The 16089-nt window shown below is 56.9% G+C and carries 14 protein-coding genes; 10 read left to right on the forward strand and 4 right to left on the reverse strand.

All coding sequences use genetic code 11. From position 1 onward, the window contains the following. Positions 1–95: 95 nt before the first annotated feature. A complete protein-coding gene (algW, locus tag AC1MEE_RS29775; RefSeq protein ID WP_480412992.1) occupies positions 96–1253 on the reverse strand; it encodes a Do family serine endopeptidase AlgW in 1158 nt (385 codons plus the stop codon). Between the two features lie 114 nt (positions 1254–1367). Here algW and AC1MEE_RS29780 point away from each other — a divergent pair, with 114 nt between their 5' ends. The 4 genes from AC1MEE_RS29780 to AC1MEE_RS29795 all read left to right on the forward strand — a co-directional run bounded on the left by AC1MEE_RS29780 (position 1368) and on the right by AC1MEE_RS29795 (position 5940). Further along, a complete protein-coding gene (locus AC1MEE_RS29780) occupies positions 1368–2126 on the forward strand; it encodes a Nif3-like dinuclear metal center hexameric protein (RefSeq protein ID WP_480412993.1) in 759 nt (252 codons plus the stop codon). 278 nt (positions 2127–2404) lie between these two features. Next, positions 2405–3322 (forward strand): sulfate adenylyltransferase subunit CysD, encoded by a 918-nt coding sequence (gene cysD, locus AC1MEE_RS29785; protein ID WP_480412994.1) that lies wholly within the window; start codon positions 2405–2407, stop codon positions 3320–3322. 14 nt (positions 3323–3336) lie between these two features. Then, a complete protein-coding gene (gene cysN / locus AC1MEE_RS29790; RefSeq protein ID WP_480412995.1) occupies positions 3337–5232 on the forward strand; it encodes a sulfate adenylyltransferase subunit CysN in 1896 nt (631 codons plus the stop codon). A 207-nt stretch (positions 5233–5439) separates the two neighbouring features. Further along, positions 5440–5940 carry a hypothetical protein gene (locus AC1MEE_RS29795; RefSeq protein ID WP_480412996.1) on the forward strand — a complete coding sequence of 167 codons (501 nt, stop codon included), beginning with the start codon at positions 5440–5442 and terminating at the stop codon, positions 5938–5940. 1496 nt (positions 5941–7436) lie between these two features. Here the strand turns inward: AC1MEE_RS29795 and AC1MEE_RS29800 are convergent. Then, positions 7437–7871, reverse strand: coding sequence for a Z-ring associated ZapG family protein (locus tag AC1MEE_RS29800; protein WP_480412997.1), 435 nt, complete (start codon positions 7869–7871; stop codon positions 7437–7439). 145 nt (positions 7872–8016) lie between these two features. Here AC1MEE_RS29800 and AC1MEE_RS29805 point away from each other — a divergent pair, with 145 nt between their 5' ends. From AC1MEE_RS29805 to zapE, 3 genes are all read left to right on the forward strand, one after another. After that, positions 8017–8646, forward strand: coding sequence for an alpha/beta hydrolase (locus AC1MEE_RS29805; protein WP_480412998.1), 630 nt, complete (start codon positions 8017–8019; stop codon positions 8644–8646). A 37-nt stretch (positions 8647–8683) separates the two neighbouring features. Further along, positions 8684–10027 (forward strand): tryptophan--tRNA ligase, encoded by a 1344-nt coding sequence (locus AC1MEE_RS29810; protein WP_480412999.1) that lies wholly within the window; start codon positions 8684–8686, stop codon positions 10025–10027. Between the two features lie 67 nt (positions 10028–10094). Beyond that, positions 10095–11189 carry a cell division protein ZapE gene (zapE, locus tag AC1MEE_RS29815; RefSeq protein WP_480413000.1) on the forward strand — a complete coding sequence of 365 codons (1095 nt, stop codon included), beginning with the start codon at positions 10095–10097 and terminating at the stop codon, positions 11187–11189. A gap of 301 nt (positions 11190–11490) precedes the next feature. Here zapE and AC1MEE_RS29820 read toward each other — a convergent pair whose 3' ends face one another. Beyond that, entirely contained in the window at positions 11491–12411 is a 921-nt protein-coding gene (locus tag AC1MEE_RS29820; protein WP_480416380.1) for a GlxA family transcriptional regulator, read from the reverse strand. Between the two features lie 218 nt (positions 12412–12629). Here AC1MEE_RS29820 and AC1MEE_RS29825 point away from each other — a divergent pair, with 218 nt between their 5' ends. Continuing rightward, complete coding sequence (locus AC1MEE_RS29825; protein ID WP_480413001.1) at positions 12630–13766, forward strand: acyl-CoA dehydrogenase family protein; 1137 nt, start codon at positions 12630–12632, stop codon at positions 13764–13766. 126 nt (positions 13767–13892) lie between these two features. Here AC1MEE_RS29825 and AC1MEE_RS29830 read toward each other — a convergent pair whose 3' ends face one another. Continuing rightward, on the reverse strand, positions 13893–14930 hold the full coding sequence (locus AC1MEE_RS29830) for an NADP(H)-dependent aldo-keto reductase (protein WP_480413002.1): 1038 nt from the start codon (positions 14928–14930) through the stop codon (positions 13893–13895). A 248-nt stretch (positions 14931–15178) separates the two neighbouring features. Here AC1MEE_RS29830 and rplM point away from each other — a divergent pair, with 248 nt between their 5' ends. Together rplM and rpsI are read left to right on the forward strand one after the other, a co-directional pair. Beyond that, positions 15179–15607, forward strand: a complete 429-nt coding sequence (gene rplM, locus AC1MEE_RS29835) for a 50S ribosomal protein L13 (protein ID WP_025166857.1) — start codon at positions 15179–15181, stop codon at positions 15605–15607. A gap of 14 nt (positions 15608–15621) precedes the next feature. Next, on the forward strand, positions 15622–16014 hold the full coding sequence (gene rpsI, locus AC1MEE_RS29840) for a 30S ribosomal protein S9 (protein ID WP_480413003.1): 393 nt from the start codon (positions 15622–15624) through the stop codon (positions 16012–16014). Positions 16015–16089 lie beyond the last annotated feature (75 nt).

The raw sequence follows: 16089 nt of genomic DNA on the forward strand, positions 1-16089 counted from the left end.
TGCCCGCGATCAGCTTGACGCGGTGTGTCTGACGCACCGCCATCGTCCGAATGCGGCCCAGACCAAGCGCGCTCCTACAGTTGATCGGTGTGCGATCACTGCACTTCAGTCGCCGCCGGTGCAGGCGGCGGACGCAGGCCGACTTCAGCATTGAAGGTGAGCTCCTTACCGTTGCGCATCACCTGGATTGCAATCTTGTCGCCTGGTTTGGTGCGCGCTACCTGGTTCATCGAGCGACGACCATCGCCGGCAGGCTCGCCGTCGATGCTCAGAATCACATCGCCCAGCTGCAGACCGGCTTTTTGCGCCGGGCCATCGCGGAAGATGCCGGCGACTACAATGCCTGGGCGGTCTTTGAGGCCGAAGGATTCAGCCAGCTCCTGAGTCAACGGCTGCACTTCGATCCCCAACCAGCCGCGAATCACCTGGCCGTGCTCGATGATCGCCTTCATCACATCCAGCGCCAGTTTGACCGGGATCGCAAAGCCGATGCCCTGCGAACCACCGGACTTGGAGAAAATCGCCGTGTTGATCCCGGTCAGATTGCCGCTTGCATCCACCAGCGCGCCGCCGGAGTTGCCGGGGTTGATCGCTGCGTCGGTCTGGATAAAGTCTTCGTAGGTGTTGAGGCCCAATTGATTACGCCCGGTGGCGCTGATAATACCCATGGTCACGGTCTGGCCGACGCCGAAGGGGTTGCCGATGGCGAGCGCAACGTCGCCGATGCGAATGTTGTCCGAGCGGCCGATGGTGATCGCGGGCAGGTTTTTCAGATCGATTTTCAACACCGCCAAGTCGGTTTCCGGGTCGCTGCCGATCACCCGTGCCAGTGTTTCACGGCCATCTTTGAGCGCCACAACGATTTGGTCCGCGCCGCTGGTTACATGGTTGTTGGTCAGTAAGTAGCCTTCCGGGCTCATAATGACCGCTGAACCGAGACTCGATTCCATGCGACGTTGCTTGGGCAGGTTGTCGCCGAAAAAACGCCGGAACTGCGGGTCTTCGAACAATGGATGGCTGGGCTTGCCAATGACTTTGGTGGTGTACAGGTTGGCCACGGCGGGGGCGGCGATGATCACCGCGTCGGCATAAGACACCGGGCCTTGCTGTACCGTGGACGACTGCGGCGCTTGTTGCAGGTTGACGTCTTGGCTAGGCAACCCCACCCATTGTGGATAGCGCTGAATAATCAGCATAGCGATGAGCACACCAGCCAGCAGTGGCCAGCCGGAAAAACGCAGTGCCTTGAGCATTGAACAAAGTCCTGATGGATGCCAAGCGCAGCAGCTTTTTGCCGGGTCTGCGCCATAATGGCGGGCATTATACGAGTACCGAGCAGCTCTGAACTGCATATTTAGGAGTCTTTTATGGCTGTTGCCCTGAGCACCCTGGTCGAGGAAACGGACCGCTATCTGAACAGCTCGCGGATCCAGGATTACTGCCCCAACGGTTTACAGGTCGAAGGCCGCCCGCAAGTAATGCGCATCGTCAGTGGCGTCACCGCCAGTCAGGCGTTGCTCGATGCCGCGGTCGAGGCCCAGGCGGATCTGATCCTGGTCCATCATGGCTATTTCTGGAAGGGCGAGAACCCTTGCATCACCGGCATGAAGCAGCGCCGCCTGAAGACATTGCTCAAGCATGACATCAGCCTGTTGTCCTACCACTTGCCGCTGGATCTGCACCCCGATGTCGGCAACAACGTGCAACTGGCCCGCCAGTTGGACATCACTGTCGAAGGCCCGCTGGATCCGGAAAACCCGCGCATTGTCGGGTTGGTCGGTTCTTTGGCCGAACCCATGACGCCCCGGGATTTCGCCCGCCGGGTGCAGGATGCTCTGGGTCGTGAGCCGCTGCTGATCGAAGGCAGCGAGATGATTCGTCGCGTCGGGTGGTGCACCGGTGGTGGTCAGGGTTATATCGATCAGGCGGTGCTGGCCGGCGTGGATCTGTACCTCAGTGGTGAAGCGTCGGAGCAGACCTTCCATAGCGCGCGGGAAAACGACATCAGTTTTATCGCCGCCGGTCACCACGCCACCGAGCGCTACGGTATTCAGGCGCTGGGCGATTATCTGGCGCGACGCTTTGCGCTGGAGCATCTGTTCATCGATTGTCCGAATCCGATTTGAAGACCCAAACGAGGCGATCTATTCATATGCTGTTTCGATCTAGATGGGTCCCTGAATAGAAGTAGGCGCTGTGCTAAAGTGCGGCCTCGAACACGGCCCGCCGGCCGCCCAGGCAGTTTCAAAACTACTGCGCTCGGCAATACTGCGTTGAAAACAGGCTCGGAATGCTCATTTAGAAACCCTAGATTCCGCTTCCTCGCCTGTTTTCGCCTTGTCTTGCCTTCGCTCGCTACGTTTTGAATCTGCCTGGTCCAAATGAACGTTCTTCGTGAGTAATCATGGTCGACAAACTGACGCATCTGAAACAGTTGGAGGCGGAAAGCATCCACATCATCCGCGAGGTCGCCGCCGAGTTTGATAACCCGGTGATGCTGTACTCCGTCGGTAAAGATTCCGCCGTAATGCTGCACTTGGCGCGCAAAGCGTTCTTCCCCGGCAAATTGCCGTTTCCGGTGATGCACGTCGATACCCAGTGGAAGTTCAAGGAGATGTACAGCTTTCGCGACCGTATGGTCGAAGAGCTGGGTCTTGACCTGCTGGTACACGTCAATCCGGAAGGCGTGGCGCAGGGCATCAACCCCCTGACCCACGGCAGCGCCAAACACACCGATATCATGAAGACCGAGGGCCTCAAGCAGGCGCTGGACAAGTATGGTTTCGATGCGGCTTTTGGCGGTGCGCGTCGCGATGAAGAGAAGTCTCGCGCCAAAGAGCGCGTCTACTCGTTCCGCGACAACAAGCACCGTTGGGACCCGAAGAATCAGCGTCCCGAGCTGTGGAACGTTTACAACGGCAAGGTCAACAAGGGCGAGTCGATCCGCGTGTTCCCGTTGTCGAACTGGACCGAGCTGGACATCTGGCAGTACATCTACCTCGAAGGCATCCCAATCGTACCGCTGTACTTCGCGGCCGAGCGTGAGGTGATCGAGATGAATGGTACCTGGATCATGATCGACGACGATCGCCTGCGGAATCACCTCAGCGACGAGGACAAGGCGCGCATCGTCAAGAAGAAAGTCCGCTTCCGTACGCTTGGCGACTACCCGTTAACGGGCGCGGTCGAGTCCGAGGCGACCAGCCTCACCGACATCATTCAGGAAATGCTCCTGACGCGAACTTCCGAGCGCCAGGGCCGAGTCATCGATCACGATGGCGCCGGTTCCATGGAAGAAAAGAAACGTCAGGGCTATTTCTAAACAGGGTGTCTCACATGTCGCATCAATCTGAATTGATCAGCGAGGACATCCTCGCCTATCTGGGCCAGCACGAACGCAAGGAACTGCTGCGCTTTCTTACCTGCGGTAACGTCGACGACGGCAAAAGCACGCTGATCGGGCGCTTGTTGCATGACTCCAAGATGATCTACGAAGATCACCTGGAAGCCATTACTCGCGACTCGAAAAAAGTCGGCACCACGGGCGACGATATTGACCTGGCACTGCTGGTCGATGGCCTGCAGGCCGAGCGCGAGCAGGGCATCACCATCGATGTCGCCTACCGCTATTTCTCCACCGCCAAACGCAAATTCATCATTGCCGACACCCCCGGCCATGAGCAGTACACCCGCAACATGGCGACCGGTGCTTCGACCTGTGACCTGGCGATCATTCTGGTGGATGCCCGTTACGGCGTGCAGACCCAGACCCGCCGCCACAGCTTCATTGCTTCGTTGCTGGGCATCAAACACATCGTCGTCGCCATCAACAAGATGGACCTCAAGGGCTTCGATGAAGGTGTCTTCGAGTCGATCAAGGCGGATTACCTGGAGTTTGCCAAGGGCGTCGCGCTCAAGCCGACCACCATGCACTTCGTGCCGATGTCGGCGCTCAAGGGCGATAACGTGGTCAATCACAGCGATCGCTCGCCGTGGTACACCGGCCAGACGCTGATGGAAATCCTCGAGACCGTGGAAGTTGCCGCCGATCGCAACTTCACCGACCTTCGGTTCCCGGTGCAGTACGTCAACCGTCCGAACCTGAACTTCCGTGGTTTCGCCGGTACCTTGGCCAGCGGCATCGTGCACAAAGGCGATGAAGTCGTCGTGTTGCCGTCTGGCAAGACCAGCCGGGTGAAGTCCATCGTTACCTTCGACGGTGAGCTGGAACACGCGGGCCCAGGCCAGGCCGTGACCCTGACCATGGAAGACGAGATCGACATTTCCCGTGGCGACTTGCTGGTGCACGCCGACAGCATTCCGCAGATCTCCGACAACTTCGATGCGATGCTGGTATGGATGGCTGAAGAGCCGATGCTGCCGGGCAAGAAATACGACATCAAGCGCGCCACCAGCTACGTGCCGGGCTCGATTGCCAGCATTACCCACAAGATCGACGTCAACACCCTGGCCGAAGGTCCTGCCAGCGAGTTGAAGCTGAACGAAATCGGTCGGGTCAAGATCAGCCTCGATTCCGCCATTGCGCTGGACGGTTATGAAAGCAACCGCACCACCGGTTCCTTCATCATTATCGATCGCTTGACCAACGGCACCGTCGCGGCCGGCATGATCATCGCTCGGCCGATTCTGCCGGGGGCAAGCCATCACGACCATAAAGCCCATGTAGCCACCGAAGAACGTGCGCGTCGCTTCGGTCAACAGCCCGCTACTGTGCTGTTCAGTGGCTTGTCGGGTGCCGGAAAAAGCACCCTGGCCTATGCCGTGGAGCGCAAACTGTTCGACATGGGCCGTGCGGTCTACGTGCTCGATGGCCAGAACCTGCGTCACAGCCTGAACAAAGGCCTGCCGCAGAACCGTGCCGGACGCACTGAAAACTGGCGTCGTGCCGCGCACATCGCGCACCAGTTCAACGAAGCGGGCCTGCTGACGCTGGCGGCGTTCGTCGCGCCGGATGCCGAAGGTCGCGAACAGGCTAAAGCGCTGATCGGTGACGATCGTCTGATCACCGTCTACGTCCAGGCTTCACCTGCCGCCTGCCGCGCGCGTGATCCTCAGGGCCTGTATGCCGCCAATGGCGACAACATCCCGGGCGAGTCCTTCCCGTACGACGTGCCGTTGAATGCCGATCTGGTGATCGATACTCAGACCGTGTCGCTGGAAGACAGCGTCAAGCAAGTGCTGGAACTGCTGCGTGGTCGTGGCGTGATCTGATCACTGCCCGCTGACGAAAACCCCGCGAAGAAGTGATTCTTCGCGGGGTTTTTTATGGCTTGTGAATTATGCCTTGAGAAGAAGCCAAGGCACGGGGGCAGGTATTGAAGCGCAAGATAATAGTCTGAATTAACTATATATGTAGGGTATGTGCGTGGTGTTAACCTGATCAAGTGGGTACTCAATTATTGCTTTTGAGGTAAGTAAATGAGTATTCAGTATGTTCCGTTTCAAGGTAGCGGTTCTTCCGTACTACCGCCCAATCAGATAATGTCGCCAGGGCAATACCTTGTATCCCCGAATGGGCGTTTTCGGTTGGAGTTGCAGGGTGATGGAAATCTGGTGATCAAGGATCACGGAGTGGTTGCCTGGATCGCCAACATTAACCAGCCTTACAGCAAGACTCTGCATCAAAAGAGAATGGTCGGGGCGCCGCGTTTTTTCGTGAGTAATAGTGGTTTCCTGTCTGACCCCTCAAGGAACCGTCTCTGGATTGCGGAGAGCACCCACACGCGTGATAAATCAGTCTGGTACTACAGCTTTATGGCCTTGCAGGATGATGGGAATTTGATCATCTATGACAACCGAACAGGCCGCTTATGCTGGGCTCGCTTCGGGTTTGTGCCCGGCCGCCTCCCAGGGCCAAAAATGCATAAATTCTCGTTTGAGTCACCTGAGCTACCCATCTGGAGGTTTGACATCTGGTGATTTTTCAAGGGGAATGATACTAGCCTCCACTGTCAGGCGTTATCGGCGTTCGGCACACTCAGGTCTGATAGGGTTCATGTCGCATTTGAAATCCAGATCGGGGTCGTGTTTTTTTAACAGGAAGCAGCGGCTATAGCAGTCTTCCGATACGCAGCCTGAAAGTAGTATGCAGATGATGATCGTTACGATTGTTTTCATATGTCCTCCAGATTTTTGAGGAGCATAATTTCAAGTCGAAATGTTATATAGGCTCCGGCGTCCGAAAGGTATGTAGGAAAAGTCCCTATCAAATTGCTGTCGCTGGAAGACAGCGTCAAGCAAGTGTTGGAGTTGCTGCGTGGTCGCGGCGTGATCTGATCGCTGTCCGTAGACGAAAACCCCGCGAAGAAGTGATTCTTCGTGGGGTTTTTTATGGCTTGAGAGTTATGCCTTGAGAAGAAGCCAAAGCAGGGGGTATTGAAGTGCAAGGCAATAGTCTGATTTCTCTCTCTGTATGTATGGCATCTGCAGGGTGTTAACTTGATCAGATAAATGCTCAGTTGTTATTTGTTTGAGGTAAGTAGATGACCACTGCGTTTTTTCGTGAGTAACCTTGGTTTCCTGTATGCCCCCTCAAACAGGTGTGTTTGGATTGCGGAGAGCAACTACATGCGTGACAAGTCAGCGCCTTGTGGAATGATGGAAATTTGATCGCCTATGATGGCCGAACAGGCCACTTATGCTGAGCCCGCTTTGGGTTTGTACCCGGCCGCCTCTCAGGGCCAAAAATGCATAAAGTCTTGTTTCAGTCAGATGAATATTCCATCTGGAGGTTTGACATCTGGTGATTTTTCAAGGGGCATGACTAGACTCCACTGTCAGGCGTTCTCGGCGTGCGGCACATTCAGGTAAGTCAGGGTTCATGTCGCATTTGAAATTCAGATCGGGGAAGCAACGGGGATAGCAGTCTTCCGATACGCAGCCTGAAAGTAGTATACAGATGATGATTGTTACGATTGTTTTCATATGTCCTCCGAATTTCGGAAGAGCGTAATTTCAGGTCGAGATGTTATATAGACTCCGACGTCCGAAAGGTATGTAGGAAAAATCTATATCTGCTCCCGCCGAGGATTTGTGGCTGACACACAATTGGTGATCCGGCACAAAACCTGTGGGAGATTCTATGTTGCGGGGCAACTCGCAAGCATAGGGCTCGGTCGATATCTTGTGTAGGGGACTGATTTGTTTTCAGCGCTTCATCGAAAATTAATCTGTCCCCCGATGTTGAGGTCGGGAGCTAAGGTAGAGAGCTGAGGCCAGGGACAGATTGATTTTTCAAAGAGCGCGAAAAATAAAATCAGTCCCTTTGTGGGAGCAGGCTTGCCTGCGAATGACTTGACGCGGTATGTCGGGCACGCCGCCATCGCGGGCAAGCCCGCTCCTACAGGTGATTTCGCCAATAAAAAGCCCGTCGTTCGATCAGAACGGCGGGCTTTTTGTAGTGCGTGACGCTCACATCATTTTTTCAAGCCGTAATGCTCATCGAGCATGCCGGGTGAATTCGGGGTCTTGGGCGCGTAATCCTTCGGCGCTTCGGAATTGCGTGGCGGGGTCAGGCGGTCGCGAGGCGCTTGCGCGGCATCGGGATGCAGGGTGGCCAGCAAACGTTGACGGGTCAGTTCATCCAGAGCCAGACGGTTGGCACCTTCGGCGAGATGGTCCTGTACTTCCTGATGGCTCTGCGCAAGCTTGTTCACCAGCGTAGCCGTGCTGTTGAAATGGGTCACCACCTCGTTCTGATAACTGTTGAAGCGCTCCTGAACATCATCCAGCTGACGCTGTGTGCTGTTAGGTGCGGTGTTGGGCAGCAGACGTGCGACCAGGAAACCAATGACGACACCGGCAACCAGGGCAAGAGTCGGCAACAACCAAACTAAGAGCGAGTGTTCCACGAGTCCTTCCTCTATAAACGGCTTTGCTTTACGTTAACGGCTCGAACCTGCGCTGTATACCGCGACACGCTCACGGATATGCAAGTCACAGACAATCAGCTAGACGAGTCGACCCAATTCGAGGTCACGGAGTTCATTTTTGCTCATGCGCGAAACCCCTGTATTGATTGATGGCCCGGTCGGCCAGCTTGAAGCCCTATACCTCGATCTGGAAGGCGCCCGCGGCCTGGCGCTGATCTGCCATCCTAACCCGGTGCAGGGCGGGACCATGCTCAATAAAGTTGTGTCGACGCTGCAACGCACTGCTCGCGACGCCGGGTTAATCACCCTTCGCTTTAATTATCGCGGGGTTGGCGCCAGCGCCGGTACGCACGATATGGGGTCCGGCGAAATCGACGATGCCGAGGCGGCGGCGCAATGGCTACGCGAACAGCATCCCGAGCTGCCGATGACCTTGCTTGGATTCTCCTTCGGCGGTTTTGTCGCCGCCAGCCTTGGCGGGCGCCTGGAAGCCAAGGGTGAGCAGCTGACTCATCTGTTCATGGTGGCGGCGGCAGTGATGCGTCTTGGCGATCAGGATGTGCTGCCGCAGAATTGCCCGCTGACCCTGATTCAGCCTGAAGCCGACGAGGTGATCGACCCGCAAGCCGTCTACGCCTGGTCCGATGCCCTCGAACGTCCCCATGAGCTGCTGAAAGTGGCAGAATGCGGACACTTTTTTCATGGCAAGCTGACCGACCTCAAAGATCTGGTCCTGCCACGCCTTTCGAATTGATTGCAGCCTGCCTACCCCTATAAGTAAGTGACCCGCCATGACCACTCGTATCCTGACCGGCATTACCACTACCGGTACGCCGCACCTTGGCAACTACGCCGGCGCCATCCGCCCGGCCATCGTCGCCAGCCGCCAGAGCGATGCCGATTCGTTCTACTTCCTGGCCGATTACCACGCCCTGATCAAATGCGATGACCCGCTACGCATTCAGCGCTCGCGTCTGGAGATCGCCGCGACCTGGCTGGCTTCCGGCCTGGACGTGAATCGGGTGACCTTTTATCGCCAGTCGGACATCCCGGAAATCACTGAGTTGACCTGGCTACTGACCTGCGTGGCGGCCAAGGGCTTGCTCAATCGCGCCCATGCCTACAAGGCGTCGGTGGATAAAAACGTCGAAACCGGCGAAGACCCGGATGCCGGCATCACCATGGGCTTGTACAGCTACCCGGTACTGATGGCTGCCGACATCCTGATGTTCAACGCCCACAAAGTGCCGGTTGGTCGCGATCAGATCCAGCACGTGGAAATGGCCCGCGATATTGGCCAGCGTTTCAACCACCTGTTCGGCAAGGGCAAAGAGTTCTTCGTCATGCCCGAAGCCTTGATCGAGGAAAGCGTCGCCACGCTGCCGGGTCTGGACGGGCGCAAGATGTCCAAAAGCTACGACAACACCATCCCGTTGTTCAGTAGTCCCAAAGAGATGAAAGAGGCGATTTCGCGCATCGTCACCGATTCGCGCGCGCCGGGCGAAGCCAAGGATCCAGATAATTCGCACCTGTTCACCCTCTACCAGGCCTTCGCAACGGCTGAGGAAGGCGCTGAGTTCCGTTCTGAGCTGTTGCAGGGCTTGGGTTGGGGCGATGCCAAGCAGCGGTTGTTCAAGCTGCTTGATCGCGAGCTGAGTGAGGCGCGCGAACACTATTACGGTTTGATCGAGCGCCCGGCCGATCTGGAAGACATTCTTCTGGCCGGCGCAGAGAAAGCGCGCAGCGTTGCCACACCGTTCCTGGGCGAGTTGCGTGAGGCTGTCGGCCTGCGTTCTTTCCGCAGCGCTGTGCAAAGTGCGGACAGCGGCAAGAAAAAGGCGAGCAAGGGCGCGCGCTTCGTCAGTTTCCGTGAAGACGATGGCAGCTTCCGTTTCCGTCTGCTGGCTGCCGATGGTGAGCAATTGCTGTTGTCGCGCAATTTTGCCGATGGCAAGGCGGCAGGTGCCGTCAGCAAGCAGTTGCAGCAGGGCGGCGAGCTGGATATTCGCAGCGAAGCTGACCGTTTTACGCTGTGGCTCGATGACGCCTGCGTGGCGGATAGCCCGCAGTTCGCCGACAGTGCCGAGCGTGATGCGGCCATCGAAAACCTGAAACTGGCGTTGACCCCGCAATAGGTCTGATTGCCATTTCCAAGGGCCGTCGCTACAGTGGCGGCCCGTTTTTGTTGCCTTGCTAACGAATATGAATCCCCTAGAACGATATCAAGCTGATCTGAAGCGCCCTGACTTCTTCCACGATGCCGCGCAGGAAACCGCTGTGCGCCATTTGCAGCGCCTGTACGACGATCTGGTCGCCGCACACAACAGCAAGCCGGGCATGTTCGGCAAACTGTTCGGCAAGAAAGAGCAGGCGCCCGTCAAAGGCTTGTATTTCTGGGGTGGCGTTGGCCGGGGCAAGACGTACCTGGTCGATACCTTCTTCGAAGCCTTGCCGTTCAAGGAAAAGGTCCGCACTCACTTCCACCGCTTCATGAAGCGCGTGCACGAAGAGATGAAGACCCTCAATGGCGAGAAAAACCCGCTGACCTTGATTGCCAAACGCTTTTCCGACGAAACGCGGGTGATCTGTTTCGATGAGTTTTTCGTTTCGGACATCACCGATGCGATGATCCTCGGCACCTTGATGGAAGAGCTGTTCAAAAATGGCGTGACCCTGGTCGCGACGTCGAACATCGTGCCGGACGGCCTGTACAAGGACGGCCTGCAACGCGCGCGCTTTTTGCCGGCCATCGCCCTGATCAAGCAAAACACCGACATCGTTAACGTCGACAGTGGTGTGGATTATCGTCTGCGGCATCTGGAACAAGCCGAGCTGTTCCACTTCCCGCTGGACGCCGCCGCCGAGGAAAGCCTGCGCAAGAGTTTCCGCGCGCTGACCCCGGAATGTACTCAGGCGGTCAAAGACGATGTGCTGATGATCGAGAACCGCGAAATTCGCGCGTTGCTCACCTGCGATGACGTGGCCTGGTTCAACTTCCGTGAGCTGTGCGACGGCCCACGCAGCCAGAACGACTATATCGAGCTCGGTAAAATCTTCCACGCCGTGCTGCTCAGCGGCGTCGAGCAGATGACCGTCACCACCGACGACATCGCCCGGCGCTTCATCAACATGGTCGACGAGTTCTACGACCGCAACGTAAAGCTGATCATCTCCGCCGAAGTGGAGCTCAAGGATCTGTACACCGGCGGCCGCCTGAACTTCGAGTTCCAGCGCACCCTCAGCCGCCTGCTGGAAATGCAGTCCCACGAGTTCCTGTCACGGCCGCATAAGCCGTAAAGGTTGGATGCACAACCTTTGTAGGAGCTGCCGAAGGCTGCGATAAGGCCGGTACGGCCTTCGGTAATTCCGATACAGCGACCGCTCCGCGGTCGATCGCAGCCTTCGGCAGCTCCTACACAGGCTGTGTGAAAACCTCCGCGACCGATTAACTGATTAAAAACTGACCTGAAAATCGCGTTCCTACGTGAAATTCAGGTCTGTCCAACAGCCGATCTATTTCAGAATTGACGTACGAACATGCAGTTCAGTTTTCTGTTGGGGTTTTCACACAGCCTGTACAAGAGCGTGCCCATTCCAATCAAGCCGCTTGCTGGAACTGCTGCCGATACTGGTTCGGCGACAGCTCGGTGTGCTGGCGGAAGAGCCTGGCGAAGAAGCTGGCGTCGTCGTAGCCGACTTCGTAGCTGATGGTTTTGATGCTTTTGCGAGTGGCGGAAAGCAGGCCCTTGGCGGTTTCAATGCGCAGACGTTGCAGGTAATGCAGGGGCTTGTCGCCGGTGGCGGTCTGGAAGCGGCGCATGAAGTTGCGGATGCTCATGCCGTGTTCGCGGGAGACGTCTTCGAAGCGGAATTTGTCAGCAAAATGCTCTTCGAGCCACTGCTGGATCTGCAGAATGATCACGTCCTGATGCAGCTTTTGACCGCCAAAACCCATACGCCCCGGCGAATAGTTGCGTTGCACTTCGTAAAGAATGTCGCGAGCCACGGCCTGGGCGACATTGGCCCCGCAGAAGCGCTCGATCAGGTAGATATATAGGTCGCAGGCTGAGGTCGTGCCGCCTGCGCAATACAGGTTGTCGGCGTCGGTCAGGTGCTTTTCCTGATTGAGTAGTACCGTAGGAAAGCGCTCGCCGAACTCGCTGAAGAGGCGCCAGTAGGTGGTCGCCTCTTTGCCATCGAGCAAGCCGGCTTGCGCCATCCAGAATACGCCGCTGGCTTCACCGCAGAGTACGGCGCCATTGGCATGTTGTTCGCGCAGCCACGGCAGCACTTGTGGATAGCGCTGGCACAACGCATCGAAGTCATCCCAGAACGCAGGCAGGATGATCACATCGCTCTGCTCCAGGCTGCCCTCTACAGGCATGATAACGTCGCTGAAACTGCGCACCGGAAGCCCGTCGGGGCTGACGATACGGGTTTCGAAGGCGGTCTTGAGGCCTTGGCCGAGCTGCTTGCCGTAGCGCAGGCTGGCGAGGTGGAAAAAGTCTTTGGCTTGCATCAGGGTCGAAGCGAACACCCCGTCAATGGCCAGAATGCTGACGCGCCGTAATGGCGCTGAGGGTTGGGTAGACATAATTCTTTTGTTCTTATATGGGAAAGTGGTCAAGCAACGGCTGGATCGTCTTATTTTTTGTCGTATGTGTCCAGTGTCCTCGCGCAGTTCATGGGCTTAGGCTCTGGATGCCAATCCGGGCTTCCCCATTTTGCAGGTGCCGCATGATTCCTAGAACCCTGTTCAGTTCCGAGCACGAACTTTTCCGTAGCAGCGTGCGTAAATTCCTCGAACAGGAAGCCGAGCCTTTTCATGCGCAATGGGAAAAGCAGGGCTACATCGACCGTGCGCTTTGGAACAAGGCGGGGGAGCAGGGGATGCTTTGCTCGCATCTGCCGGAAGAATACGGCGGCATGGCGGCTGACTTTCTCTACAGCGCCGTGGTGATCGAGGAAATCGGTCGGCTGGGTTTGACCGGCATCGGTTTTTCCCTGCATTCGGACATCGTTGCGCCTTACATCCTGCATTACGGCAGTGAAGCGCTGAAGCTCAAATACCTGCCCAAATTGGTCTCGGGCGAGATGGTGACCGCAATCGCCATGACAGAACCGGGCGCCGGATCTGATCTGCAAGGGGTTAAAACCACGGCGGTGCTGGACGGCGATGAGTACGTGATCAACGGCTCGAAAACCTTTATCACCAACGGCTTTCTGGCCGATTTGATCATAGTCGTGGCCAAGACCGACCCTAAAGCGGGCGCCAAAGGCACCAGTCTGTTTCTGGTCGAAGCCGATACGCCAGGTTTCGCCAGGGGCAAACGTCTGGAAAAGGTCGGGATGAAGGCGCAGGACACGTCCGAGTTGTTCTTCCAGGACGTGCGCGTGCCCAAGGAGAACCTGCTGGGGCAGGCTGGCATGGGCTTCGCTTACCTGATGCAGGAATTGCCGCAGGAGCGTCTGACGGTCGCTGTGGGGGCGTTGGCATCTGCCGAGGCGGCCTTGCAGTGGACGCTGGATTACACCCGCGAGCGCAAGGCATTCGGCAAGGCGATTGCCGAGTTTCAGAACACCCGTTTCAAGCTCGCTGAAATCGCCACTGAAGTGCAGATTGGTCGCGTGTTCGTCGATCGCTGCCTGGAGTTGCATCTGCAAGGCAAACTGGATGTGCCGACGGCGGCGATGGCGAAATACTGGTGTACGGACCTGCAATGCAAGGTGCTCGACGAGTGCGTGCAACTGCATGGCGGCTACGGTTTCATGTGGGAGTACCCGATAGCAAGGGCCTGGGCGGATGCGCGGGTGCAGCGGATTTATGCCGGAACCAACGAAATCATGAAAGAGATTATTGCCCGGACTTTGTAGTTAGCGTAGTTAGGGGACTGATTTATTTTTCGCGCTCTTTGAAAAATCAATCTGTCCCCGGCCTCACAACAGCGGGGACAGATTAATTTTCGATGAAGCGCTGAAAATAAATCAGTCCCCTCGCGTTCACGGCGCCGGATTCGGGTGATCCTTGTGGATCGCTTCGATGCTGGCCAGCACTTCATCGGACAGATTGAGCTCGAAACTGGCGATATTGCTGTCCAGTTGTTCGAGCGAGGTTGCGCCGATGATGTTACTGGTGACGAAAGGTTGGCGAGTGACGAAGGCCAGGGCCATTTGCGCCGGGTCCAGGCCGTGCTCGCGCGCCAGTGCGACGTAACGGCTGCACGCGGCTTCCGATTGCGGGTTGAAATAGCGGGTGAAGCGGCTGTAAAGGCTCAGGCGGCCTTTGGGTGGTCGCGCGCCGCCTTCGTATTTGCCCGACAGCATGCCGAAGGCCAATGGCGAGTACGCCAGCAGACCGCATTGTTCACGAATGGCGACCTCCGCAAGGCCGACTTCGAAGCTGCGATTGAGCAGGTTGTACGGGTTCTGGATCGACACTGCACGCGCCCAGCCACGGCTTTCGGCCAGTTGCAGGAACTTCATCGTGCCCCATGGCGTTTCGTTGGACAGGCCGATATGGCGGATTTTGCCAGCCTTGACCTGCTCGTCGAGCGCTTCGAGGGTTTCTTCCAGCGGCGTGAATTCGCCTTCCTTGTGCGTGTAGCCCAACTGCCCGAAATAGTTGGTGCTGCGCTCGGGCCAGTGCAGTTGGTACAAATCGATGTAGTCGGTCTGCAGGCGCTTGAGGCTGGCGTCCAGCGCGGTAACGATATGCTCGCGATTGTGTTTGAGGCTGCCGTCACGAATGTAATCGATGCCGTTGCCGGGGCCGGCGATCTTGCTGGCGAGAATCCAGTCGGCGCGATCACCCCGGGTCTTGAACCAGTTACCGATGAAACGCTCGGTGGTGGCGTAGGTTTCGGCTTTTGGCGGAACCGGATACATTTCGGCGGTATCGATGAAATTGATCCCCGCTGCCTTGGCTCTCTCGATCTGGGCAAAGGCCTCTGGCTCGCTGTTCTGCTCGCCCCAGGTCATGGTGCCCAGGCACAGTGCGCTGACCTGCAGGTCGGTCCGGCCCAGTAGGCGGTAATCCATCTTCTTCTCCTTAAATTGAGGGGAAACCTAAAAGCAGGTTGAAATTTTTTTCGCAATCTGCATAATTCCGCAGCTCTTTGCAGTGGAAGTGATGCGCCGTCTGCCGAAGAATCTTGCCGTATAACGGACGCGCCGACCCGAGCCCCCGATAGCGTCTGTTTCCGGCTGCCTTTGACCTTGTCAAAGTACGCACTATTCAGTAAGATCCGCCGTCTAATTTATCAGGGCGGCCCCTGAGGCTATAAAGAATGAAAACTTTTACTGCTAAACCGGAAACAGTTAAGCGCGACTGGTTCGTCGTCGACGCTGCTGGTCAGACCCTGGGTCGTCTGGCCACCGAGATCGCGAGCCGTCTGCGTGGCAAGCACAAGCCGGAGTACACTCCGCACGTCGATACCGGCGACTACATCGTCGTTATCAACGCTGAGCAAATCCGCGTTACCGGTGCTAAAACCACCGACAAGATCTACTACTCACACTCCGGTTTTCCGGGCGGGATCAAGTCGATCAACTTTGAAAAGCTGATCGCCAAAGCCCCAGAACGCGTGATCGAGACCGCGGTCAAAGGCATGCTGCCTAAGAACCCGCTGGGTCGCGACATGTATCGTAAGCTGAAAGTCTATGCGGGCACTGCACACCCTCATACTGCTCAGCAGCCCCAAGAACTGAAGTTTTAACGGAATAGTTCATTATGTCGGCGACTCAAAATTACGGCACTGGCCGTCGCAAGACTGCAACCGCACGCGTTTTCCTGCGTCCGGGCACTGGCAACATCTCCATCAACAACCGTTCGCTGGATAATTTCTTCGGTCGTGAAACTGCCCGCATGGTAGTTCGCCAGCCGTTGGAACTGACTGAGACTGCCGAGAAATTCGACATCTACGTCACCGTGATCGGCGGTGGTACGAGTGGTCAAGCTGGCGCAATCCGCCACGGTATCACCCGCGCTCTGATGCAGTATGACGAAACCCTGCGCGGCGCTCTGCGCAAAGCAGGCTTCGTGACTCGCGATGCTCGTGAAGTAGAACGTAAGAAAGTTGGTCTGCGTAAAGCGCGTAAGCGTCCGCAGTACTCGAAGCGTTAATTCGCTGCTACTTTCAAAAGCGCCCAGTTTCCTTTTCGGAGCTGGGCGTTTTTTATGGGCGCTCACTTTAGGTGT

The organism is Pseudomonas sp. ASL3, from assembly GCF_056680425.1.

Excerpts from the sequence above, each read along its gene's own strand:
- algW (WP_480412992.1), bottom strand. The coding sequence starts at position 1,253 with ATGCTCAAGGCACTGCGTTTTTCCGGCTGGCCACTGCTGGCTGGTGTG.
- AC1MEE_RS29780 (WP_480412993.1), top strand. The coding sequence starts at position 1,368 with ATGGCTGTTGCCCTGAGCACCCTGGTCGAGGAAACGGACCGCTATCTG.
- cysD (WP_480412994.1), top strand. The coding sequence starts at position 2,405 with ATGGTCGACAAACTGACGCATCTGAAACAGTTGGAGGCGGAAAGCATC.
- cysN (WP_480412995.1), top strand. The coding sequence starts at position 3,337 with ATGTCGCATCAATCTGAATTGATCAGCGAGGACATCCTCGCCTATCTG.
- AC1MEE_RS29795 (WP_480412996.1), top strand. The coding sequence starts at position 5,440 with ATGAGTATTCAGTATGTTCCGTTTCAAGGTAGCGGTTCTTCCGTACTA.
- AC1MEE_RS29805 (WP_480412998.1), top strand. The coding sequence starts at position 8,017 with ATGCGCGAAACCCCTGTATTGATTGATGGCCCGGTCGGCCAGCTTGAA.
- AC1MEE_RS29810 (WP_480412999.1), top strand. The coding sequence starts at position 8,684 with ATGACCACTCGTATCCTGACCGGCATTACCACTACCGGTACGCCGCAC.
- zapE (WP_480413000.1), top strand. The coding sequence starts at position 10,095 with ATGAATCCCCTAGAACGATATCAAGCTGATCTGAAGCGCCCTGACTTC.
- AC1MEE_RS29820 (WP_480416380.1), bottom strand. The coding sequence starts at position 12,411 with ATGCAAGCCAAAGACTTTTTCCACCTCGCCAGCCTGCGCTACGGCAAG.
- AC1MEE_RS29825 (WP_480413001.1), top strand. The coding sequence starts at position 12,630 with ATGATTCCTAGAACCCTGTTCAGTTCCGAGCACGAACTTTTCCGTAGC.
- AC1MEE_RS29830 (WP_480413002.1), bottom strand. The coding sequence starts at position 14,930 with ATGGATTACCGCCTACTGGGCCGGACCGACCTGCAGGTCAGCGCACTG.
- rplM (WP_025166857.1), top strand. The coding sequence starts at position 15,179 with ATGAAAACTTTTACTGCTAAACCGGAAACAGTTAAGCGCGACTGGTTC.
- rpsI (WP_480413003.1), top strand. The coding sequence starts at position 15,622 with ATGTCGGCGACTCAAAATTACGGCACTGGCCGTCGCAAGACTGCAACC.